This window comes from Bacteroides luhongzhouii (assembly GCF_009193295.2).
GTDB lineage: Bacteria > Bacteroidota > Bacteroidia > Bacteroidales > Bacteroidaceae > Bacteroides > Bacteroides luhongzhouii.
In genome coordinates, this window is sequence record NZ_CP059973.1 from 2,090,602 (window position 1) to 2,114,755 (window position 24,154).

Here is a 24,154-nt window from a genome sequence, read left to right on the forward strand (position 1 = left end):
GTTATAATTTGATGTTTCGAGTTATATTAGCTGATTTGTTCACTGGTTTTGCCGAATCGGCGTTCCCTTTGTTGGTATTCCCAAATGGCTTTGTAGAGTTCTTCTTTGTCGAAGTCCGGCCAAAAGGTATCACAAAAATAAAGCTCCGAATAAGCACATTGCCATAAGAGATAATTGCTTAGCCGGATTTCTCCTCCCGTTCGGATCAGTAAATCCGGGTCGGGCATAAAATTAGTATCCAGATGAGATGAGATACACTCATCGGTTATTTGCTCGGGAGATATTTCTCCCGTTTTTACTTGCGTCGCTATTTGCCGTACCGCTTCTGTTATTTCCCAACGGGATGAGTAACTAAGAGCTAGTACCATATACATTCCACTATTCCTGGATGTGCGTTCTATACATGACGTCAAACTTTTCTGCACTTCAACCGGTAACTTCTTGAAATCACCGATTACGTTGAAGCGAATATTGTTCTTCATCAGTGTCTCTTCTTCAATAGATTCTAGCAATAGATTCATCAAAGCCGCTATCTCGTCTTGCGGCCGATTCCAGTTCTCGGTTGAGAAGGTGTAAAGTGTCAGGTACTTAATCCCCAGCCTGGCAGCATCTTCAGTAATATTCTGTACCGTTTCTGCGCCAGCACGGTGACCGTAAGTACGTTCTTCCCCTCGTTGTTTTGCCCATCGTCCGTTTCCATCCATAATGATAGCTACGTGTTGTGGTATCCGAGTTTTGTCTATTTGTTCTATATAGGACATCTTCTTATTTTAAACGTATACGTTTTTATTTCCCGGCTTTTGCCAAATCAAACCATAGTTGATTAAGACGACCACGCCATACCTCTGATTTATAAGAATAAGTATGGTGGTTCGTAGCTCGTGTACTATCGTCATCTTCTACTTCTTCATCAAAACTAGCATTGCCTGCACTGAAAAGAATATAGATGCTATTATTGCCTTCATTTACTACAGTTGAATAGCTTGCTCTACCCCTGAATTCCGGCTTTTCCGGACTTGGTTTAAAGCCAGACTCACTCCAATCCTGATAAGGTAGATAAAATTTCTTATTTGCCTTTTTCCATGCAATACCTGCTTCAGAAACATAGAATGATTCAAATTCCTCTCCGAAAATATAGAACTTATTGTTATAATATATAATGGAAGGGTTGGTCAATGCAGGACAACTTGTATCTACATTATTGGGCGGTAGCGAAATCCATATCTCTCCCATATATGCCCAAGGTACAATCGTTTCGGTTTCTCCAACAGTTGGTTGCTTTTTATATTTACCAATCAACATGATTCCTTCCTTGTTAGTAGCTGTTGTATAGGTAGTGTAGGAAATATTGCCAATCGGGAAGTCATCCGGTACTTCTTGAAGCTTCTTTTCTGTCTCTGCTATAGATGCGATTTCAGCGGTTGAATCAAATACTCTCTTGCCGTCATCAGTCTTGATATATGTTATTTTATTACTTAGTGGTGCCAGAAGCAAATTGACGTGATTGCCACTAAATAAATCTGACTCTGACCATGTTGTTCCGTCTGTGGACTCATATACCTTTCCATCTTCTGTTGCAGATGTTGCATATAGTTTCTTCTTATATGATAAAATTGAAGAAGGGAGTTTGTCGTCAAATTTAGATTTGCTGTCACTCACAACACTTGAGCTCCAATTCATTGTGTTACCTATTTGTGCACGGTATACAGTGAGGCTACCATTAGAAATAGAATAAGTCAAAATGTCATTCTCTAAAACTACAGTTTTTTGCTCTCCTGTGAGTTTGTCATCATTAATGTTTCCACAGTAATCCCATCTTAACGAATCCGGATCATACTGATGCACATTTACCTTAATGGTATATTCCTTAGTTTGATTAGGAGATATACCTGCTAAGGCTTCTGTCGACCATACCTTTATAGTAAGTGGCTCCCGAAGATCGATAGAATCATTGATGTTTATGACAGAATCGTTACCGCTTTTGTCTTTCATTGTAACGACGCCTGATGCCGTTGTTAATGTTTTGATTAAAATCTTGTCAATGATGGTATCGGCATGAACAGGAAGAGAGTCTTCGTTATAGATTTCACGTGATAATTGGTCAATTGTGAATTTATAACTCCCAAGGCCTGCTGTGTCAAGTGCAAACGCATGTATAGTTGCATCCGGGCTATATTCGATGTTATTATCGTCATCAAGACATGACGTTATAACAAATGACACCATGAAAAAACTCGCAATGAATGATAAAAACTTTATTTTCATTTGAAAGATTGTGTTTATTTACAAGTTGCAAAAATAGAAACATTTTTTCCGATAATGAACATTACAGGTAAGTTTTATATAAAATTATAGATAATAACACTGTTTTTATCGACATAAAACCCCCTGAATAGAACTATCTTAGCTATATTCGACGAACATGATGCCAAATTTGTCTTTCGAAGTGTTCTTCTATCGAATAACTAAAATTATCGTCCATTTGAGGTGCTTTAACACCGGAATGTAACCGGTTGGGGCACTTTTCGATATAGGCTTCATCCCATAGCTCATTATCAATGAATGATTGCAGCAATTGCCTGCCTCCTTCCACCAATAATGATTGTATTTTTCGTTGATACAATGCTTCCATGATCTGTTTCAGTGGGTTATGGTTAAAGTTAATGGTAATATATGTGATGTTCTTTTTTTCTAGCTGTTGTTTTTCAGTAAAGATTAATGTAGGCACGTTACCATCGAAAATATGTAAATCATTTGGAAGAGATAATGTGCGGTCTAATACAATGCGTATCGGGTTATGTCCATACCAGTTGCGTACCGTAAGTGACGGATTATCCAATAAAGCAGTTCGCCTGCCTACCATAATCGCATCCGCCTCCGCTCTTTTTTTATGCACTAGCATGGAAGTAAGAGGAGAGGAGAGGACTACCGGTTTTCCGTCTGTACGTTCTATATCAATAAAGTGATCGGCGGATTCTGCCCATTTCAGTGTGATGAAAGGACGGTGAAGTGTATTAAAAATGATAAAACGACGAATCAGCGATTTACATTCTTCCTCTAATACACCGACTGTCACTTCCCGTCCGGCATCCCGTAATTTCTGGATTCCCCGTCCGGCTACTTCTGAAAAAGGGTCTTGACAACCGATAACAATGCGGGGAATCTGCTTTTCTATAATAAGATCGGCACAAGGAGGCGTTTTTCCATAGTGGGAGCAAGGCTCCAGACTGACATAAATTGTAGAATGTTTCAATAATGACTCATCTTTGACAGAACGGATTGCGTTAACCTCCGCATGCGCCTCGCCGCAGCGAATGTGATAACCTTCACCGATAATACGCCCGTCACATACGATAACAGCCCCTACCATCGGGTTTGGAGGCACATTGCATAACCCATTCTTTGCAAGCTCAATGCAACGCCTCATGTATTTTTCTTCTTCCATTTTGGTGCTCTTCGCCATATTATTCTTACTTTTGCACTTCGAAATTGTGAAAATATGAATCGTATCACCGCTTACATTCGCCAATCTTTGCAGGAAATCTATCCACCGGAAGAGGTAAAAGCCCTTTCGATGCTGATTTGTTGCGACATGTTAGGTTTAGATGCGCTCGATATTTACATGGGCAAAGATATAATTTTATCCGAATGCAAACAGCGTGAATTAGAAAACATTATATTCCGTTTACAGAAAAATGAGCCTATACAGTACATTCGAGGTTTTGCGGAGTTTTGTGGAAGGAATTTTAAGGTTGCTTCCGGCGTACTGATTCCCCGACCGGAGACTGCGGAACTTGTGGAGCTAATAGTGGAGGAGAATCCGAATGCCCGTCGTCTATTAGATATAGGTACGGGAAGCGGATGTATTGCGATCTCTTTGGATAAAAAACTTCCGGATGCAGAAGTAGAAGCTTGGGATATTTCGGAAGAAGCATTGGTTGTTGCCCGTGAAAACAATGACGTCTTGGAAGCCGGGGTGAGATTTCTACAAAGAGATGTTCTGGCCGATGATTGGGAAAAGACACCGTCTTTCGATGTTATTGTCAGCAATCCGCCTTATGTGACCGAAACGGAAAAGAACGAAATGGACGCTAATGTCCTTGATTGGGAACCGGGACTGGCCCTGTTTGTTCCTGACGAGGACCCTTTACGGTTTTATAATCGCATAGCCCGTCTGGGAAGTGAATTACTCTTGCCGGGTGGGAAACTTTATTTTGAAATCAACCAGGCCTATGGCCGGGAAACAGCACACATACTTGAAATGAACCAATATCGTGATGTTCGTGTTATAAGAGACATATTTGGAAAAGATAGAATAGTTACAGCTAACCGATGAGTGCACAATTAACTGATGAAGAGGCTTTAAATCGCGTAGCCTCTTACTGCTCCACTGCCGAGCATTGCCGGGCAGAAATAAATGAGAAGTTACAACGTTGGGGAATAGCCTATGATACCATTGCGCGTATTCTTGACCGACTGGAATCAGAGAAGTTTATCGATGATGAACGTTTCTGCAGAGCTTTTGTGAATGACAAGTTCCGCTTTGCCAAATGGGGAAAAATGAAAATAGCCCAGGAACTTTATATGAAGAAGATCCCATCTGATGTGGCATGGCGTTATTTGAATGAAATTGATGAAGAAGAATACCTTTCTATTCTGCGTGATCTGCTGGCTTCCAAACGGAAAAGTATCCATGCAGCAGACGATTATGAATTGAATGGAAAGCTGATGCGATTCGCTATGAGTCGTGGCTTTGAACTGAAAGATATTAAGCGTTGTATCGACGTTCCTGATGAAGAGGAACAAATTGACTGAAAAAATAAACGGATTCTTCTTTTTATTCTCGTTCAATTTCTGTACTTTTGCGGCAAATAATTAATAGTTAGTTTAGTTATGAAAAACTTAGAGAGACTATTTGCGGAGAAACTGTTGAAGATTAAAGCTATTAAACTTCAACCCGCTAACCCTTTTACATGGGCTTCTGGATGGAAATCCCCCTTTTACTGTGACAACCGTAAAACTCTGTCCTATCCTTCTCTTCGTAATTTTGTGAAGATTGAAATTACACGTCTGATATTGGAACGATTCGGACAGGTGGATGCGATTGCTGGTGTAGCTACAGGCGCTATTCCGCAGGGAGCTTTAGTAGCTGATGCATTGAATCTGCCGTTCGTGTATGTTCGTTCTACCCCCAAAGATCATGGATTGGAAAACCTGATTGAAGGTGAACTTCGTCCGGGTATGAAAGTCGTAGTCGTAGAGGATTTGATTTCTACAGGTGGTAGTAGTTTGAAGGCTGTTGAAGCAATTCGTCGCGATGGTTGCGAAGTAATCGGTATGGTTGCAGCTTATACGTATGGATTCCCGGTAGCAGAAGAGGCATTCAAAAATGCAAAGGTGACTTTGGTAACGTTGACCAATTATGAAGCAGTGCTTGATGTTGCTCTTCGTACAGGTTATATCGAAGAAGAAGACATACAGACATTGAACGAATGGCGTAAAGACCCTGCTCATTGGGATGCTGGAAAATAAGATTCATTTTTTGATCAAACATATTCGGTAAAAAGAACTGTTCGGACAATATTTGGCCGGATTGTTCTTTTTTTGTTTTATACTAATAGAAAATTATGAGTAATTTTGAGAGTAGTGTCAAGGTAATACCTTACAGTCAGGAGCGCGTATATAATAAACTTTCGGATTTAAGTAATCTGGAAGCAGTCAAAGACCGTTTGCCAAAAGATAAGGTGCAGGATTTGAGTTTTGATTCGGACACGTTGAGTTTTAGTGTTTCTCCTATTGGACAATTGACTTTGCAAATTGTAGAGCGCGATCCTTGTAAGTGTATAAAATTGGCAACAACTAACTCTCCTCTTCCTTTTAATATGTGGATTCAATTGGTTGAAACTGCAGAAGAAGAGTGTAAAGTGAAGGTAACTATCGGAATGGACCTTAATCCATTTATGAAAGCAATGGTGCAGAAACCTCTCCAGGAAGGTTTGGAGAAGATGGTTGATATGCTGGCAGTTATTGAATATTAATCTTATTTTTTATGGCACAGAAACTTTGGGAGAAGTCCGTACAGGTAAATAAGGATATCGAACGTTTCACGGTAGGTCGTGATCGTGAGATGGATCTTTATTTGGTCAAGCATGATGTGCTTGGCTCTATGGCTCACATTACGATGCTTGAAAGCATTGGGTTGTTGACGAAAGAAGAACTGGACCAGTTGCTGGTGGAATTGAAGAGTATTTATGCCTCGGCTGAAAAAGGTGAATTTGTGATAGAAGACGGGGTAGAAGATGTACATTCACAGGTAGAACTGATGTTGACCCGCCGTTTGGGTGATATCGGAAAGAAAATACATAGTGGCCGTTCCAGAAATGATCAGGTTCTGTTGGACTTGAAGCTTTTTACCCGTACACAAATAAAAGAGGTTGCCGAAGCGGTAGAGCAACTATTCCATGTCTTGATCCGTCAGAGCGAACGATATAAAAACGTTTTGATGCCGGGATATACACACCTGCAGATTGCAATGCCTTCTTCTTTTGGTTTGTGGTTTGGTGCCTACGCTGAGAGTCTTATGGACGATATGCTGTTTTTACAAGCAGCATTTAAGATGTGCAATCGTAATCCATTAGGTTCGGCAGCCGGATATGGTTCGTCTTTTCCTTTGAACCGTACCATGACGACTGATTTATTAGGCTTTGACTCAATGAATTACAATGTTGTATATGCTCAAATGGGGCGTGGGAAGATGGAGCGCAATGTCGCTTTTGCATTGGCTACGATTGCCGGAACAATCTCCAAATTAGCTTTTGACGCCTGTATGTTTAACAGTCAAAACTTCGGTTTCGTCAAGTTGCCCGATGACTGCACCACAGGGTCCAGCATTATGCCTCATAAAAAAAATCCCGATGTGTTTGAACTGACACGTGCTAAATGCAATAAATTGCAATCGCTTCCCCAACAGATTATGATGATTGCGAACAATCTGCCTTCCGGCTATTTCCGTGATTTGCAGATTATCAAAGAAGTTTTCCTTCCTGCTTTTCAGGAATTGAAAGACTGTTTGCAGATGACAACCTATATCATGAATGAAATAAAGGTAAATGAACATATTCTTGATGATGATAAATACCTTCTTATTTTTAGTGTGGAAGAGGTAAATCGTTTGGCGCGCGAAGGTATGCCTTTCCGTGATGCATATAAAAAGGTAGGCTTGGATATTGAAGCAGGTAAATTTTCGCATACTAAAGAAGTACACCATACTCATGAAGGTAGTATCGGTAACCTTTGTAATGCAGAAATCTCCGCATTGATGCAGCAAGTGATTGATGGATTCAACTTTTGTGGAATGGAGAAAGCGGAGAAAGCACTGCTTGGAAGATAAAATAAACTTTCGGAGGATAGTTTTTTAAACTTTCCTCCGAAAAGATTTGGCAGAAACAAGTAAACTACTTATCTTTGCACCCGTTGAAAAAACGCGGAAATAGCTCAGTTGGTAGAGCATAACCTTGCCAAGGTTAGGGTCGCGAGTTCGAGTCTCGTTTTCCGCTCTTTCTTTGAAAGGATGCTCGAATGGTGGAATGGTAGACACGAAGGACTTAAAATCCTTTGGCCATTGCGGCTGTGCGGGTTCAAGTCCCGCTTCGAGTACGAGTATTCTTTATAAGGCTTTATGAATCATTGATTCATGAAGCTTTTTTTGTTTTTATGGGTGTATAATATACATTTTATTTATTTTCTGGAAAGCTCTATATGATAGCTGCTTGGAAGAAATAAACCAAAAAAGAGTTATAATATTTTTTTATTGTGTTATTAATCTTTTATTTTGCTTTTAGATTATAATTTGATGTTTAATATTATATTGAATCATTCCTTTGACCTAAATATATGTAATATTTGATTTAACCGCTAACACTGAAAAATACTAGAGAGATGGAGAATAATGACAGGCAGATTGAATTAAAGTTTCAGAGGTTTTTCACTGTGAATTTTCCGAAGGTAAAGAACTTTGCTCAAATGCTGCTAAAATCGGAAGCGGATGCAGAAGATGTGGCTCAAGATGTTTTCTGTAAGCTCTGGTTGCAGCCTGAGTTGTGGCTGGATAATGATAAAGAACTAGACAATTATATTTTTATAATGACTAGAAATATAGTTCTGAATATCTTTAAACATCAACAGGTAGAACAGGAATATCAGTCGGAAGTTATAGAGAAGACTCTTCTTTATGAATTAACAGAAAAGGAAGAGATCTTGAATAACGTGTATTATAAGGAGATGTTGATGATTATTCAGCTCACCCTGGAGAAAATGCCGAAGCGTCGGAGGTTGATATTCGAACTTAGTCGTTTCAGGGGATTAAGTCATAAAGAAATAGCTGATAAACTTGATGTTTCCATTCGTACAATAGAGCATCAGGTTTACTTGGCATTGATAGAATTAAAGAAAGTACTTCTCTTTTTTATTTTTTTTCTCCAATATTTTTAAGTAGTGTGTGTATGGTAGTTGTATTTAGTATATAAAGCCAAAAAAGAAAGAAAAAGATTCATGAAAAATTATATTCAGCAACTCGTAGAATTGTTCGGTCATAATAGTTATTCAGCCGGAACACAGAAGAAAGTACAACAGTGGTTGGCTGACGAGGATCATGTTGATGAAAAGAATGAGGCTCTTCGTGAGCTATGGAAACAAGCCGGGGAACAAAGAATTCCTGATGGAATGCAACAATCAATACGCCGGATGCAACAGAATTTGGGAATACAGTCTGAAACTTCTCATAGAAATTATCAGTTGCTTATATGGAGAGCAGCGGCTATTTTCTTGTTAGCAGTCTCATCCGTTTCTATTTATCTAATGTTGGAAAAGGATCGGCCGGAAAAAGATTTAGTTGAATGTTTTATACCGACAGCAGAAATTCGTGAACTTACATTGCCGGATGGTACGCATGTTATGTTAAATTCAAAAAGTACATTATTATACCCGGATCAATTTACAGGAGAAACCAGAAGTGTGTATTTGATTGGCGAAGCTAATTTCAAAGTGAAACCGGACAAGAAACATCCTTTTATTGTAAAAGCGAATGATTATCAAATTACAGCTTTAGGAACCGAGTTTAATGTAAATGCTTACCCCGAAAGTAATGAACTGATTGCCACATTGCTGGAAGGTCGTGTGAAAGTAGAATTTAATAATTTGATGTCGAATGTCATATTGAACCCCAACGAGCAATTGATATATAATAAACAGACCAAACAACATAATTTGCGATTGCCGGAGATTAGTGATGTGACGGCATGGCAACGTGGTGAACTGGTCTTTAGCAATATGCATTTAGAGGATATTTTCACTAATCTCGAACGAAAATTCCCTTATGCTTTTGTATATAGTCTTCATAGTATGAAGAAGAACACATATAGTTTCCGCTTCCGAAATCAGGCAACTATGGAAGAAGTGATGGAAATTATATCACAGGTGGTAGGAGATGTAAATTATGTACTTGAAGGAAATAAATGCTATGTAACTAATAAGAAATAAAACCTGTTGTAAAACCTATTAAAAATAAAATGCTATGTGAAAAAGTATCCGGAAGGAATGCCCGTTCCTTCCGGATGTGAAATCAATTCTCTTCAATATTAGCGCATATTGACGCTATTCTAAATGATCCCAGAATAATAACCAATTAACTAATACTAAAAAGATGCTACAAATTTACGAAAAAATAGCAGAACAAATAGCTCATAAGCGGGTCTTTCTCACTTTTTTAAGTCTATTATTACTTATACAGACCCAAGCTTTTGCTCAAAACGATAGTAAAATTACTATCCAGCAAAAAAACATCTCTGTGATTGATGCCTTGAAAACTGTGGAAAAACAGTCAAAAATGTCGATTAACTATAGTAATTCCGAACTGAAGGGAAAGCAAATTGTAAATCTTAATCTGCAAAATGCATCGTTGCCGACAGCCCTTGATGCAATCTTAAAAGGAACAGGTTTCGCTTATCAGATTCAAGGTAATTACATTATAATTACAGAAAAGAAACCAGTTGCTGTTGTACAGACTATGAAAGACATTAAAGGAAAAGTAACCGATGAAAAAGGGGAACCGTTGATTGGGGTGAATATAGCTGTAGATGGTAGTTCTACTGGTACAATTACTGATCTTGACGGAAACTTCTCCATCAAGGCACCGGATAACTCTCAATTTAAAGTATCTTATATAGGATATGCCACTCAGGTTATCCCAGTTTCAAAAAAAGATTTCTATCAGGTTGTAATGAAACAGGATACAGAGGTTCTGGAAGAGGTTGTGGTGACGGCATTAGGTATCAAACGTGCAGAAAAAGCATTGTCTTATAATGTACAGCAGATTAAGAGTGACGAACTGACTACTGTGAAAGATGCAAACTTTGTGAATTCATTAAATGGTAAGATCGCTGGTGTGACCATAAATAAGAGTGCGAGTGGTGCCGGTGGTGCAACGCGCGTTGTGATGCGTGGGGCAAAATCTATCGAAGGGGATAACAATGCTTTATATGTGGTAGATGGTATTCCTTTGTTCAACACCAATATGGGAAGTACAGACAGTGGTATTATGGGCGAAGGTAAAGCTGGTACAGAAGGCGTTGCGGACTTCAACCCGGAAGACATTGAAAGTATTTCTGTGTTGAGTGGTCCTTCAGCCGCTGCGTTGTATGGTAGTAGTGCGGCAAACGGTGTCATCCTGATAACAACCAAAAAAGGTAAAGAGGGTAAACTATCTATTCAGTTTTCCTCTTCTACTGAGTTTAGCAAAGCGTACATGACTCCGGAATTTCAAAATACATATGGAAACAAGAAAGATATGTATGAAAGTTGGGGAGAGAAACTGCCAACTCCGTCAAGTTACGACCCTAAGCATGATTTCTTCAATACAGGTACGAATTTCATTAATTCACTTACGTTGACTACGGGAACTAAGCAGAATCAGACATTTGCTTCTATTTCATCCACCAATTCCAATGGCATCGTGCCTAATAACACATACGACCGTTTAAACTTCACTATTCGTAACACTTCTACATTTCTGGACGATAAGTTACAACTAGATTTGGGAGCATCGTATGTGAAGCAAAAAGATAAGAATATGGTTTCGCAAGGTCAGTATTGGAATCCGGTGATGGCTGCTTATTTGTTTCCACGTGGTGAGAACTTTGAGGACATAAAGAATTTTGAACGCTACAATGAAAGCCGTAATTTGCCAGTGCAATATTGGCCTGTAGGTGAGTCTACGTATGCTTCTCAAAATCCTTATTGGACAGCTTATCGCAATGTAGCTACCAATGAAAAGAGTCGTTACATGTTTAATGTGGGCTTGACTTATAAAATAACCGATTGGTTGAATGTGGCAGGTCGTTTCAGAATGGATGATACCTATGTGAGTTTTGAACGTAAGATTTACGCTTCTTCCGATCAGAAGTTTGCAGAAGGTACCAAAGGGCACTATGGATATACTAATTATAATGACCGTCAGGAATATGCTGACTTTATGCTGAATATCAACAAACGCATTCAGGATTTCAGTCTTGCTGCCAACCTTGGTTGGAGTTATTCTAATTATTGGGCTTTGGAAAGGGGATACAAGGGTGCATTACTTAAGCTCCCCAATAAATTTACCACGACTAATATTGATACAAAGAATGGACGTATCTCCGAAAAAGGAGGCGGTGACAGTATGCGTAATCATGCCATCTTTGCCAACGTAGAATTGGGTTGGAAAAGCATGCTCTATTTGACTTTGACCGGCCGTAATGAATGGAATTCTCGTTTGGTAAATACCAACGAAGAATCTTTCTTCTATCCTTCTGTAGGACTATCAGCCATTGTTTCTGAAATGGTAAAACTACCTAAAGTTATCTCTTACTTAAAAGTACGTGGTTCTGTCACCGGAGTAGGTGCTCCGATATCTCGTTCGGGTTTGACTCCGGGTACGGTGACTGATCCGCTTGTGGGTGGTCTTTTGAATCCTACCTATATCTATCCTTTCACCGATTTCAAGGCAGAACGTACCAAATCATATGAATTTGGTTTGACTTTGCGTCTGTGGAATAAGTTGAGTGCGGAAGTTACTTATTATCATTCTAATACGGAGAACCAAACATTCTTGGGCGAACTTCCCGAGTATACCGGATACAAGCAAATCTATTTGCAGGCAGGTGATGTAGAGAACCGCGGTTGGGAAGCTTCGTTGGGATATAATGATAAGCTTAAAAACGGATTGTCTTTCTCTTCTACTTTGATTTTCTCACGCAATGTCAACAAAATCAAAGAAATGGTAACTAATTATGAGACAGGTCTGGAGGGAACTTCACCGATTAATATTCCCGAAGTAGTGAAAGACAAAGGGCGTACGATTTTGAAAGTAGGCGGTAGCATCCATGATATTTATGCCAATACATTCTTTAAGAAAGACAGTCAAGGATTTGTGGCAGTAGAAAGTGATGGTAAATTTGGTATGGAAAGAGGTGAACCTGTCTACTTGGGCAAAACTTCTCCTGATTTCAATCTCGGTTGGAGCAATGCATTGTCATACAAAGGTTTTGGTCTAAACTTCCTGGTTAACGGACGCTTTGGTGGTGTAGTGACTTCTTCTACCGAAGCTTTACTTGACCGTTTTGGGGTTTCCAAACGTTCGGCTGAAGCACGGGATGCCGGGGGCGCTTTGATAAAAAATCAAGGTAGAGTAGACGCGAAGGCTTATTATCAAATGATTGGTACAGGAAACTATGAAACCTCCGGTTATTATGTGTACAGTGCTACCAATATTCGTTTGCAAGAGTTGTCGCTTAGCTACACCATGCCTAATAAATGGTTTGGTAATGTGCTGAGAGATGTTACGGTTTCGTTCATCGCAAACAATCCTTGGATGTTATATTGTGAAGCTCCGTTTGACCCCGAACTAACACCTTCAACAAGTACTTATGGACAAGGTAACGACTACTTTATGCAGCCAAGTGTACGTAGCTTTGGTTTTGGCATTAAATTTAAATTATAATAAACCAACTTTATTATGAAAAAGATAAATCAATATAAACTCTTAGCAGGTATATGCCTCTTGTCATTTTTGACGGCATGTGATTATGAAAGAATCAATACCAATCCGTTTGAAATGACTGAAGAAGAGGGACTAATGGATGGTTTCGCTGTGGGCGGTTTGGTTACGGCTATGGAACAAACTGTCTTCCCGGTGGGTACACAAGCCGATGATACAGACATTATTAATCAATATCAGACAGATTATCATCTTTCGGCCGATTGTTGGAGTGGTTTCTTCGGGCAGAATAACTCTACCGGTTGGAATTCAGGTCGTAACAATACCACCTATTTTTTAATTGACAGTTGGATTGCGGGTACTTATACACGTTCGTATACCAATGCCTTTAATTCTTGGAAAAAATTGAAAGTATTTTCAGAGAAGAATGATGCTCCTGAGATCTATGCGCTGGCACAAGTTTTGAAAATTTCGGCTTGGCACAAAACATTAGAGTGTTTCGGACCAATACCCTACACCCATGCTGCCGATCCAACTATGAATATACCTTTCGATTCGGAAAAAGCCGTATATACTGCTATGTTTCAAGACTTGACCGATGCTATTGACGTATTGACAGAAAAAGCTGTGAACGGTGTAAAAGTAATGGAAGAATACGATGTAGTTTATGCAGGTGATACTAAGAAATGGGTGAAATACGCCAATTCATTGATGCTTCGTTTGGCAATACGCGTTCGCTTTGCTGATGAAGAAATGGCAAAGAAGTATGCCATCCAGGCTGTCGGACATTCTATAGGTGTAATGACTGCAAGGGATGATGAAGCACAGATGAGTGTGGGTGCCGGCATTACTTTCCGTAATAACATTGAATGGTTGTCTGAAACGTACGAGGAGTCACGTATGGGATCATCTATATTCTCTTACTTAATGGGATATGCCGACCCTCGTTTAGGCGCTTATTTCAAGCCTGTAGATGCGGCAAGTACAGTAGGTCAACTAGCCTATGACAGTAAGAAATATCAAGCAGTACCTTCCGGACATACTTTTGCACCGAATGATGTTTATAAATTATTCTCTAAGCCAAAGATTGAAAGTAACACTCCGACTTATTGGTTACGTGCTTCCGAAGTTTATTTCTTGCGTGCCGAAGCGGCTTTGGTATGGCCTGCAGATTTTGGTAATGCTGCTGAGCTTTATAAACAAGGTATTGAAATGTCGTTTCAGGAAAATGGTGTAACTACTTCTGTGGATACTTACATGAACTCTAATAAAGTACCGGTGAAGCATGAATTCACAGGCTCCTATGCTTGTAGTTTCCCTGCTCCTTCTACTGCTACTGCTAAATTTGAAGGTAGCACAGAGCAGAAATTGGAGAAGATTATAATTCAGAAATGGATTGCGCTTTTCCCTAATGGTCAGGAGGCATGGACAGAGTGGAGAAGAACCGGATATCCAAAATTGAATCCTGTAATGGTAAATAATGGTTCGAGTCAAGGTGCAACCAAAGAGAGTGGCGTACGCCGTATGATTTATCCTACCAGTTTTTACCAGACTGAGGATGGACAGGCTATTTACAACGCAGCTTTGCTGTTGCTTAATAACGGTCAAGGTGGCGAGGATAAATCTTCAACTCGCTTGTGGTGGGACTGTAAACGATAACCTATAATCACTATTTTGATACAAAATGAAGAATATGAAAACATTAAGAAAATTAGTATATCTCTTCTCTCTGACAGGCTTACTGGTAACAACCTCCTGTACTGAAGTGGAAAATATAGATATGGAGCACATCGGAGGTAATAATACGATGGGTGATAGTGAATATTATGCCAACCTGCGTGCCTACAAGGCGACTGCCTGGAACTATGGACGTCCTGTAGCTTTCGGATGGTATTCCAACTGGTCTCCTGCCGGAGCTTATCGAAAAGGATATCTGACCTCCATGCCAGATAGTATGGACTTTGTTTCTATGTGGAGCGGTGCTCCCGGACGCTACGATATCACTCCCGAACAAAAAGCAGATAAAGAGTTTGTGCAAAAGGTGAAAGGTACAAAGCTATTGCAAGTGAGCCTACTTTCGTATATCGGTAAAGGGGCGACTCCGAACTCAGTATATCTCCCTGTAGAAAAACAGGCAGAGGAAGAAGGCTGGAGTGACTCCAAATTGGAAGAAGCGAAAAAGAAAGCTCGTTGGGAATTTTGGGGATTTGAAGGTAAATTCAATAGTGATAACCATTATGAATGTTTAGCAAAGTTCGCTAAAGCTCTTTGCGACTCTCTGGATGCAAACGACTGGGATGGCTATGACGTTGACTGGGAAATCGGAAGCGGTGTGTTTGACATGGATGGAACACTGAGTGAGAATAGCCACTTAATTCATTTAATTAAGGAGATGAATAACTACATTGGTCCGAAAAGTGACCCGGAAGGTAAAGGGCATAAGATGATCTGTGTTGATGGTCAAATCTATGGTCTTACCAAAGAACTGGATGAGTATGTCGATTATTGGATTATCCAAAGCTATGGTTCTTCCAGACCTAATCTTGAAGGATATGGTGTAGATCCTAAGAAAGTAATCTGCACAGAAAATTTCGAAAAATATGCTGTCAATGGTGGCCAACTGCTTAACCAGGCTGCTCATATGCCGTCAAAAAGTTATAAAGGTGGAATAGGGGCTTATCGTTTCGATAACGATTATGACAATACTCCCGACTACAAGTGGATGCGTCAAGCCATTCAAATAAATCAGCAGGTTTTCAATGAATGGAAAGCAAACCAAAGCAAAGAAGAAAATAAGTCAGAATAGACGGGTTGGTAAATCAATAAAACGAAAGAATTATGAATAAACATAGATTCAATTATTTGGTGTTAGGAGGCATGGCATTGCTGATGAGTGCTTGCAATAACAGCGAGAGCAACTTGTTAGAGCCTAAACTTTATTTTGAAAATAGGGAATATGTATTCTCGTTAGAAGATGAAAGTGAAGTAAAGACGTTTGATTTGGCTTCAAGGCTTTCTTCTATGGTCTCCTCTCAGGTAGATGTATCGTATACCATAGCTGATCAAAGTGTGCTGGACGAATACAATACGCAGTATGGAACGGCCTATGAAATGTTCGATGCATCGAATGTAAAATTAAGTAGTGCAACTTCAATTATTCCAAGTGGAAAGTTGTATGCGGAAAACGTGCAGTTGGAACTCTCTAATCTGGAGGCACTTGAAGAGGGGAAATCATATGCTTTGCCAGTGCGTGTGCAGTCGGCTTCTATATCGACTCTTCCCGGAACAAGCATTGCTTATTTCATTCTCTCTAAACCTCTAAAGATTACGAAGGTCGGTACATTTAATAGTAATTACATTTCAGTAAAATTCCCAGTCGGAACTTATTTCTCATCGTTCACTTATGAGGCATTGGTTTATATCGACAGGTTTGGCGATAACAATACGATTATGGGAACTGAAGGCAAAATGATCCTTCGTATCGGTGACGCAGGAGGAGGGGTAACTCCTAGGGATATTCTGGAAGTCGCAGGAACACAGGGATATAAAGTCAAGGAGGCATTACAGTCGAAACGTTGGTATCATATCGCTTTGACTTATGACCAACCTTTGGGAAAAACGGCTATTTATGTCAATGGTTCGAAATGGGCTGGATCGGACTGGGCTATTCCTGGTTTTGATCCGAATTCAGATGTAGGTTTCAACATCGGTAAGATTCCGCGTTTCCCATGGGGAGAACGTCCGTTGTATGGTAAAATGTGTGAACTTCGTGTTTGGAACGTAGCTCGTACGGAAAATCAACTTAAACAAAATGTGCTGGGCGTTGATCCGAAATCGGATGGGTTGGTACTCTATTATAAGTTGAATGGAACGGAAGTTGAAGAAGGAGGAGCCATTACAGACTCTACCGGCAAAATAAATGGTACAACTAATGGTATAAAAATTGCCACACTGGATACTCCGGTGGCTATTGAATAGTGACAAACATAAGTTTGTGAAATACCAGTATATCCAGATAAGTTAATCGGCAAATAAATAGCTGAACTTGAATAAACAGGGACTGGTTTTTAGGTAAAGAGAAGAAGGAAACCTGCGAATAAAGCTAATGCTTGTTCGCAGGTTTTTTTAGTATGCTCGGCATGAGTATTAGCTACCGGGTGCAAGTCCCCAATGAGCCCTAATAGCGGGAATCATACAGCCAATAGCAATGGTGTCCCTCGTGAGGTGGAATCTGAAGGAAGCTGGCGGCAAACATCTGGTCTGACGTACAGAAACTTCATATAAGGCATATAACCGTGGGTAAGGTTGCTAAAGAAACCAAAGCCCTATAGCTATTCGGAACGGTTGGTGTAAATGAAGCAGACATAAGATGGAAAGTTAATACCCTTATCCGAGGAGGTCTCACGGACGTACAGAATAGTTTTTTTTTACGAAATGTATGGAGTAAAGCTTACCGTGAGAAGTCAGCAGAGGTCATAGTAGTGGGGGTAGTCGATACGTTCCATGAAGGACTGAACCTAATAATTAAACGATAGTAATTGAAAGTTACCTTATGAAGGATAGAATGCAGAAAACATCAGCTCAAGCTAATGGTTGCCCTCAAAGAGCTAGGACGGAATCCGAATGGAATGGGGGAGTGCAGACTTTCATGTGGATGACTGAAGACAACATCGTGGAAGTACCATTTGACAAAGAGCACCTGTTGGAAACCATCCTCAGTCCCTTGAATCTGAATAAAGCCTATAAGGCTGTAGTCAGAAACAACGGTAATGGCGGTATCGATAAGATGTCATGTGAGCAACTGTTGCCATGGCTAATCCCCAATAAGGATGAACTAATAAGTTCTTTGCAGTCCGGGACTTACCGTCCCAACCCTGTTCTCAGGGTAGAAATTCCAAAGGATAATGTCAAGAAACGCCTTTTAGGTATCCCCACTGTGGTAGACCGTCTGGTGCAACAAGCCATAAACCAAGTACTGCCCCCGATATACGAGCGTCAGTTTTCCAAGAGAAGTTACGGTTTCCGTCCCAAAGTGGGCTGCCATGATGCCCTTCGGAGAGCGCAAAAGATAGTGGATGAAGGCTATAAATACGTAGTCGATCTCGATCTTGAATGCTTCTTTGATACGGTAAGTCATAGCAAGCTGATAGAAATACTCAGCCGCACCATAAAGGATGGAAGGGTAATAAGTCTAATACACAAATATCTTTGCAGTGGTGTAATAAACCGGGGATTGTTCGAGATGAATACAGAAGGGACTCCCCAAGGAGGCCCTCTAAGTCCTCTGTTGAGCAACATCATGCTCAATGAACTGGATAAGGAGCTGGAAAGACGCATGCTTCCCTTTGTCCGTTACGCAGATGATGCGATTATATTCTGCAAATCCAAACGAGCTGCCCAACGTGTAAGGGAATCAATAACTCGGTTCATAGAGGGTAAACTCTTCCTTAAAGTGAACCGTGAAAAGACTGTTGTGTCTTATGTAAGAGAGGTAAAGTTCCTGGGCTACTCCTTTTATGTAATGAGAGGACAATGTCTTCTGACAGTGCACTCCAAATCCAAGAACAAGATGAAATCAACACTCAAAGAGTTGACAAGTCGCAGTAATGGTTGGGGTTATGATATTAGGAAACAGAAACTCAAGAATTACATAAGAGGCTGGATTGCCTACTTTCATCTTGCACAAATAAAACGTTTCTGTATTGAAACTGACGAATGGTTAAGGCGACGTATACGCATGTATATTTGGAAATCATGGAAGAATGTCAAGACCAGAGTGGCTAACCTAAAGAAATGTGGTGTTCTTGACTGGCAAGCCTATCAATGGGGAAACACGCGTCTTGGCTATTGGCGTGTGTCAAACAGCAGATTGGTAACCTCTGCAATGTCTAATGATATGCTGCGTAAAGCTGGCTATGTGGTACTAATGGACTGCCTACTCGATTATACCTGTCATGGGGATATCTTGTCTCTAGTGTTGATTAAGGATCAACGTAAAAAGCAGAGGGGGCTCATTTTTATGCATATAATTTATGCGGTTCATGTAAACCAATATGTAAACCGGAAAAATACGAATAAAATCTGTTGAATCCATAAAGCGAAGATATTACGGAGAAAGCTTTCTACTGTAATTATGATCTTTTTAGGGAACTTTCCAAGTAATGATTGGTGCTGCTTCCGATGACATAAGATTACAGACGAAAGTAGCTATAAAATAGGAGATACTATCTTTGGCAGTTCGATATGTTCTCAGTACATTTGTTTCTGATAAAAGAAATAAATGTTCAAGATGAATATGGAAGAAAGTAATAACGGAAGCAAGAAACTGCAAATACGCAATAGTACGGCTGAATTTCTTATTTTTCAGATAGAGAATAAAGAAGAAGGCATTGAAGTGCTTTATCAGGACGAAACTTTGTGGCTGACGCAGAAGACGATGTCGATATTGTTCGATGTTGATATACGCACAATTAATGAACATTTGAAAAATATATATTCGCAAGGAGAAGTAGATAAGAATACAACTATCCGGAAAAACCGGATAGTTCAAAAAGAAGGTAATCGGAATATTTCTCGTGAAGTTTTTATTTATAGTCTTGATGCCATCATTTCAGTCGGCTATCGCGTCAATTCCGTACGCGCCACTCAATTCCGTCAATGGTGTACGTATATACTTCGGCAGTTTGCTATTCGTGGATATGTCATTGATAAAAAACGAATGGAGAACTGGGCGAAACGCATAGACAAATTCTTGGATAGTGATGACCGCCCGGTTTTAAATGATTCAGGAAAAGTTTCTACCGAACAAGCGAAAGACTATGCGGAAACTGAATTTGAGAAATACCGTATCATTCAGGACTGTTTGTTTCAGTCTGATTTCGACAAGTTTAATACTGGTGATACACTAGACTTTGTGGATGAAATTAAATAAGATAACCTCTATTCATCTATGAAACAAAACTCTCAAATTTAGATCTCATAATGATTGGTACCTGTTTTATTGTCATACTGTCAGGAATATATTCAAGTAGATGAATATCAACCTTCTATCACCTGACAATAACCATTGATAATAGGCTGACAATAAAATATCCCGACTTTTATTGTCAGCCTTACTTTTATCTCTTATGATAGCTTTATTACCTGATAAACAGTACCTTTATAAGTATGCTTCGAAGGAATACCGCATTTTTGCAGTAATCTCCCGAAGTGGTATACTTTGTTATCAGACAATGACATACCGCTTTTCTTCTTCAGATAATTCAATATTTCGACCGGAGTAAGAAATTCCCCTTCCTCTTTCGTTTGCGCAGTCTTGAAATACTGATAAAACAACTGCAACATAGCCGGTGTCTGCTCAAACTCACGGTTGTTTTCCGTCATAATCTGCTCATCCTCACTGTCAAACCAGTAGCGTTCGCCATGATGAATCTCGTGCATGGCTTGTGCATAAAGCTGTTCATAATCTATCGGCTGTGTAGTGTCGATGTTTCCCGTCACTTCAATGCAAATGAAACGGCGGCTTCCCGAAGGATCAGTCAGCAAATCCTTCTGATTGCTTGTGCCGATAAATGAAGCATACCGTTGCAATTCAAGTACCGAACGACCGTGCGGTTTCCGTAGATTGACCACAGGCTTTTGAAGAATATGTTTCAGGAATCCCTGTTGTGGCAGAGTTATCTGGTCAAACTCATCGATGTTGATGAGCGCAAACCGATTCAGATACAGTTCTGCATCCCGTTTATGGCTGAAATCAATGCTGTCTGTATAGTAAGCGCGAAGCGCAGGCGGAATCATTTCACGGCAGAAAGTTGATTTATGAGTTCCCTGGCGGCCCACTAATATGGGCGACGTATTGTTCGCGTGCATTTTATCTACCCCTCTCCAATGTGAAACCATATTCAGGAACCAACGGTGGAAAAGCAATTCCCAATGCGGATTTTTGCAAGGAACCCTGTTTGCCAAAGCATGAATACGGTCTTTGCCGTCCCAATGAGGCAGATGAAACAGGAACTCTTCCAACGGATTGTAGATTGGCACACGGTTGGAATGTAAGTATCGGTCTATGTCCCTGTCCCATACGCCAATACCTTCGGATTGGGCATCAAGCATGATACTGTTTTGTGCCCGTTTGTCAATAGGATGAAAATAAAACTGAAACGAGAAACGCTCCCGGTATTCCACTTCCCCGATCTGCGTATTATAACGGAACTCATAACGGCGATTCATAAATTCGTCCATCTGCAGGCTAAGGCGTTGCTCTTTAGTCAGGCAGTTGCTTTTGGGCACTCCCTTACATTCCTTATATACGTTTCTTATCATTTCGCGTATCAGCATCGGATTTTTTCTTTTGTAATAACGCATGATGGTTCGTCGGGTTACCTCCTCTTCCGGGATGTCGGAGTAGTAACAATTTTCGGCAAGCGGGACTACTAAAGTTTGCAAATCGTGATCGTTTCGATACCAGTCTGTTTCCATTTCTTCGAATGTCTTCCGCAATGCCGCTTCATAAAGCAATGCTACTGTATCTTCCGTGTCATACCCCGGCAGTGCTCGATTTAGTGGAGATGCTTCAGTGCTCGATTTCTCATGATAAGTCATCTCGCCGGGCATACCGATGGGTTGTGAAAGATAGAAGGGGACAGGGGTGGGACGATAAATCAAGTCCGGATCATAACTAAGACGTGAGAATTGTTCCAGTTTCGGCTCTTTCAATAGAATGTTGAAGGGAAGTTGAGGCTGATAACATTTAATGGCAAGCCGGTAAGCATGTGCCTGAAACACTTCGGCTTCTTCCGTTGTTTGCGGTAAAGTACCGTCCGGACGGGTGAAGCAAGTCCATATCTTGACGCTTTTACCACTTGCTCCCATAAAAGCCAGCATTGTTTGGGGAAGTTCGGCTGCCTTTTGCTTCACGATTTCCACTTCTGTCTTTCCGGCTAGCGGGCCGATGGTCAGTTCTACAATGCCATTGTAGGTTTTCATTCGCTTCACTCCGTTCACTCGCCCGAAGGCTGCTGCGGGAATCACTCGTGGTAGTTTGTTGGCGAGGGAACAAGGCTCGTCGGGTAGAACAAAATGCAGGGCCTGACGTAATTCGGTTACCGGGCGGAGCTTGGTTTCTTTTTTCATTTTTTCTATCAGCAGGTCGATGTCTGTCACGCTTAGTGCCTCCGTATCTCCGTTTTCCCTGATTTGTGTAATCTTCATTTTTCTTCTCTTGATATTTAATGAGAGTAAGTGTTTGTTATTGGTTTCAAAGGTACGGATAAGGTACTTGTAAAACAAACTATTTGCGCTTTATCGCGATAAAGAATGTGCTTTCTTGTTATACTCTATTCAAGAAGGCGGACTTGAAACATTAACAAGTAAGTAAAGATATGCTCGCCACTGTGTATTGTTGCCTAAAGACACCGTTATTCTTACGTTAACTTACCGGTATTGGTAGTTCGCCACGGCCGTGACGAGATCTTCCCACGGCCGTGGTAGGAATTCGTCACGGCTGTGGAAAGAAGTCACCACGGCCGTGGGAAGGTGAAGATACCGTAGCTTTAGCTGAACAATACTGCTGCCTTAGCTGAACAATGCCGTAGCTTTAGCCGAACAATACCTGCTTCTTTTGTGAAAGATACCAGATGCGCAGCATTCAATTAACGGGGGCGACATTCGCTTCGTAGCGAGTTTATATTTCTTATACGCTCTTTGCTAATATTGAACTTCCTCTCTTTCAATACAAAACTTCCTGTATTTATTTCCGTATTTCCACTTTGTTTCGAAAAAAAAGCATATCTTTGTCATACGCTTTCTGTTCATCAGCGTGATGAAATAGGTAAGAAGCGTTTTTTTATATTTATAAATAGGAATATTTACGACTTATCCCTCGTATTTGAAATCTAGCAAGTTTCTGTCCGTAGAGGGGTGGTTCAACAGATATTCCACGTGAATGGCCGTATGTCAACATATCGATGAAAGATGTGTTATATATACACAATTAGCGTGGATGTCTGTTGTTATCATTATCTTTCGGACGGGTTTGCTAGGCCTCAAATACGGATAATGGTTCAACAGCATTCACGCTTTTTTTGTACCCGGTTGGTTTCATGATCCTTATAAATCCCCAACCCCAATCTCCTGTCCGCCCGGAATACAAAAAGCGCGAATGTTTGTTGAATCAACATCAACAGAGCACTATTTATTCCTTGTTGTATAACAAATTAAAAACAAACACTATGTCACAATGGATTAGCATAGAAGCGGCAGCCGAGAAATACCGACTCGAAAAAGAGTATATCTGGCTCTGGGTGGAAATGAAAAAAATCACAGTGTCTTATGAAAACGATACAGTTTCCATAGATGATGATAGTATTCAGCAATTCATAAAACGGACTAAGCTGGGAATTACGTCTGAATATATCGATGAGTTAGAGCAACTTTGCATGGAAAAAAACAAAACCAGCAGATTGTATGCTTCACTCTTGAATATGCGGGATCAGGAATTAATGGCAATTAGAGGACAAAGTTCGCGACTGGACGGTTTATGGAAAATGGTGGAGGAACAATACGAAAGACTGCGATCCTTCGAGAAGAATTCTATGTCGGACAACGCTATTTGTAGCAACTGCTGGATCAGAAAGATATGCAGGAGATTGAAACGAATTCTATAATTCTGCTGTGAATTTAATCTATTAAATAACAGGCTGACAATAAAAGTACGATCTTTTTATTGTCAGCCTATTGTCATAGCTTATTGTCAGGGTGCAATGAGTTGCTAGTCACCGTATTATCCTGCGAAAACTTCTGCTGACAATAAGAACTCTCCAATTTATATGTAAACCTAAAACCTATGAAACTTTTCTGTTATTAATTACACGCATGGCCGCAGTATAGTATTCGCAAGGAACAGAAATCAAAATACTGTTTAAACCATTGTCTTTCGTTGACACTTGAATATAAGCTTCATTCAATAAACTCTTTACGCTGGCTACTTCCCAAGGACTACCAGCAAAAACTTTGATTTGAGAAATCTTTCTACTTGTAATCATGATCTTTATAGTGTGTTTTTGTTTTTACTGCGACAAAGATAAGGGAGAAAAGCAACATAGAGGTGCAATATTGTTTCATATA

General features: G+C 40.2%; 18 protein-coding genes, 2 tRNA genes and 1 pseudogene. 16 read left to right on the forward strand and 5 right to left on the reverse strand.

The features are described 5' to 3' along the window. Positions 1–26: 26 nt before the first annotated feature. From GD631_RS07535 to ribD, 3 genes are all read right to left on the reverse strand, one after another. A complete protein-coding gene (locus tag GD631_RS07535) occupies positions 27–761 on the reverse strand; it encodes an isoprenyl transferase (RefSeq protein ID WP_143257019.1) in 735 nt (244 codons plus the stop codon). A 25-nt stretch (positions 762–786) separates the two neighbouring features. Beyond that, the gene (bamI, locus tag GD631_RS07540; protein ID WP_143257020.1) at positions 787–2,265 is read right to left on the reverse strand and encodes a BamI family beta-barrel-assembly machinery protein; all 1,479 of its coding nucleotides are present in this window, start codon (positions 2,263–2,265) and stop codon (positions 787–789) included. 142 nt (positions 2,266–2,407) lie between these two features. Beyond that, positions 2,408–3,463 (reverse strand): bifunctional diaminohydroxyphosphoribosylaminopyrimidine deaminase/5-amino-6-(5-phosphoribosylamino)uracil reductase RibD, encoded by a 1,056-nt coding sequence (gene ribD, locus GD631_RS07545; protein WP_143257021.1) that lies wholly within the window; start codon positions 3,461–3,463, stop codon positions 2,408–2,410. 36 nt (positions 3,464–3,499) lie between these two features. Here ribD and prmC point away from each other — a divergent pair, with 36 nt between their 5' ends. The 15 genes and pseudogenes from prmC to GD631_RS07620 all read left to right on the forward strand — a co-directional run bounded on the left by prmC (position 3,500) and on the right by GD631_RS07620 (position 19,961). Further along, on the forward strand, positions 3,500–4,336 hold the full coding sequence (gene prmC, locus GD631_RS07550; protein ID WP_143257022.1) for a peptide chain release factor N(5)-glutamine methyltransferase: 837 nt from the start codon (positions 3,500–3,502) through the stop codon (positions 4,334–4,336). Next, on the forward strand, positions 4,333–4,815 hold the full coding sequence (locus tag GD631_RS07555; protein ID WP_143257023.1) for a regulatory protein RecX: 483 nt from the start codon (positions 4,333–4,335) through the stop codon (positions 4,813–4,815). Before prmC ends, GD631_RS07555 begins: the two co-directional genes overlap by 4 nt. 78 nt (positions 4,816–4,893) lie before the next feature. Next, entirely contained in the window at positions 4,894–5,532 is a 639-nt protein-coding gene (pyrE, locus tag GD631_RS07560) for an orotate phosphoribosyltransferase (protein ID WP_004299787.1), read from the forward strand. Positions 5,533–5,627: 95 nt separating this feature from the next. After that, the gene (locus GD631_RS07565; RefSeq protein WP_008024483.1) at positions 5,628–6,038 is read left to right on the forward strand and encodes an SRPBCC family protein; all 411 of its coding nucleotides are present in this window, start codon (positions 5,628–5,630) and stop codon (positions 6,036–6,038) included. Positions 6,039–6,049: 11 nt separating this feature from the next. Next, entirely contained in the window at positions 6,050–7,390 is a 1,341-nt protein-coding gene (gene argH, locus GD631_RS07570; RefSeq protein WP_143257024.1) for an argininosuccinate lyase, read from the forward strand. 93 nt (positions 7,391–7,483) lie between these two features. After that, positions 7,484–7,556: transfer RNA gene (locus GD631_RS07575), tRNA-Gly, on the forward strand. A gap of 16 nt (positions 7,557–7,572) precedes the next feature. Then, positions 7,573–7,656, forward strand: a tRNA-Leu gene (locus GD631_RS07580). Positions 7,657–7,938: 282 nt separating this feature from the next. After that, positions 7,939–8,490: an RNA polymerase sigma-70 factor gene (locus GD631_RS07585; protein WP_143257025.1), complete on the forward strand. Its 552-nt coding sequence runs from the start codon at positions 7,939–7,941 to the stop codon at positions 8,488–8,490. Positions 8,491–8,550: 60 nt separating this feature from the next. Further along, positions 8,551–9,537 (forward strand): FecR family protein, encoded by a 987-nt coding sequence (locus tag GD631_RS07590; protein WP_143257026.1) that lies wholly within the window; start codon positions 8,551–8,553, stop codon positions 9,535–9,537. Between the two features lie 163 nt (positions 9,538–9,700). After that, positions 9,701–13,033 (forward strand): TonB-dependent receptor, encoded by a 3,333-nt coding sequence (locus tag GD631_RS07595; RefSeq protein WP_143257027.1) that lies wholly within the window; start codon positions 9,701–9,703, stop codon positions 13,031–13,033. Positions 13,034–13,048: 15 nt separating this feature from the next. Next, entirely contained in the window at positions 13,049–14,689 is a 1,641-nt protein-coding gene (locus tag GD631_RS07600) for a SusD/RagB family nutrient-binding outer membrane lipoprotein (RefSeq protein WP_143257028.1), read from the forward strand. 34 nt (positions 14,690–14,723) lie between these two features. Then, the gene (locus tag GD631_RS07605; protein WP_143257029.1) at positions 14,724–15,836 is read left to right on the forward strand and encodes a glycoside hydrolase family 18; all 1,113 of its coding nucleotides are present in this window, start codon (positions 14,724–14,726) and stop codon (positions 15,834–15,836) included. Between the two features lie 32 nt (positions 15,837–15,868). Further along, complete coding sequence (locus GD631_RS07610) at positions 15,869–17,008, forward strand: DUF1735 and LamG domain-containing protein (protein ID WP_143257030.1); 1,140 nt, start codon at positions 15,869–15,871, stop codon at positions 17,006–17,008. 574 nt (positions 17,009–17,582) lie between these two features. Then, a pseudogene (ltrA, locus tag GD631_RS07615) lies at positions 17,583–18,977 on the forward strand (group II intron reverse transcriptase/maturase); the annotation flags it as partial. A gap of 333 nt (positions 18,978–19,310) precedes the next feature. Continuing rightward, positions 19,311–19,961, forward strand: a complete 651-nt coding sequence (locus GD631_RS07620) for a virulence RhuM family protein (protein WP_143257032.1) — start codon at positions 19,311–19,313, stop codon at positions 19,959–19,961. A gap of 194 nt (positions 19,962–20,155) precedes the next feature. Here the strand turns inward: GD631_RS07620 and GD631_RS07625 are convergent, their stop codons facing one another. Next, complete coding sequence (locus tag GD631_RS07625) at positions 20,156–22,240, reverse strand: BT4734/BF3469 family protein (RefSeq protein WP_143257033.1); 2,085 nt, start codon at positions 22,238–22,240, stop codon at positions 20,156–20,158. A 1,019-nt stretch (positions 22,241–23,259) separates the two neighbouring features. On the opposite strand from GD631_RS07625, the gene GD631_RS07630 reads away from it, so the two are divergent. After that, entirely contained in the window at positions 23,260–23,694 is a 435-nt protein-coding gene (locus GD631_RS07630; protein ID WP_004305010.1) for a hypothetical protein, read from the forward strand. A 177-nt stretch (positions 23,695–23,871) separates the two neighbouring features. Here the strand turns inward: GD631_RS07630 and GD631_RS07635 are convergent, their stop codons facing one another. Then, positions 23,872–24,072, reverse strand: coding sequence for a DUF2007-related protein (locus GD631_RS07635; protein ID WP_143257034.1), 201 nt, complete (start codon positions 24,070–24,072; stop codon positions 23,872–23,874). Between the last annotated feature and the right edge of the window lie 82 nt (positions 24,073–24,154).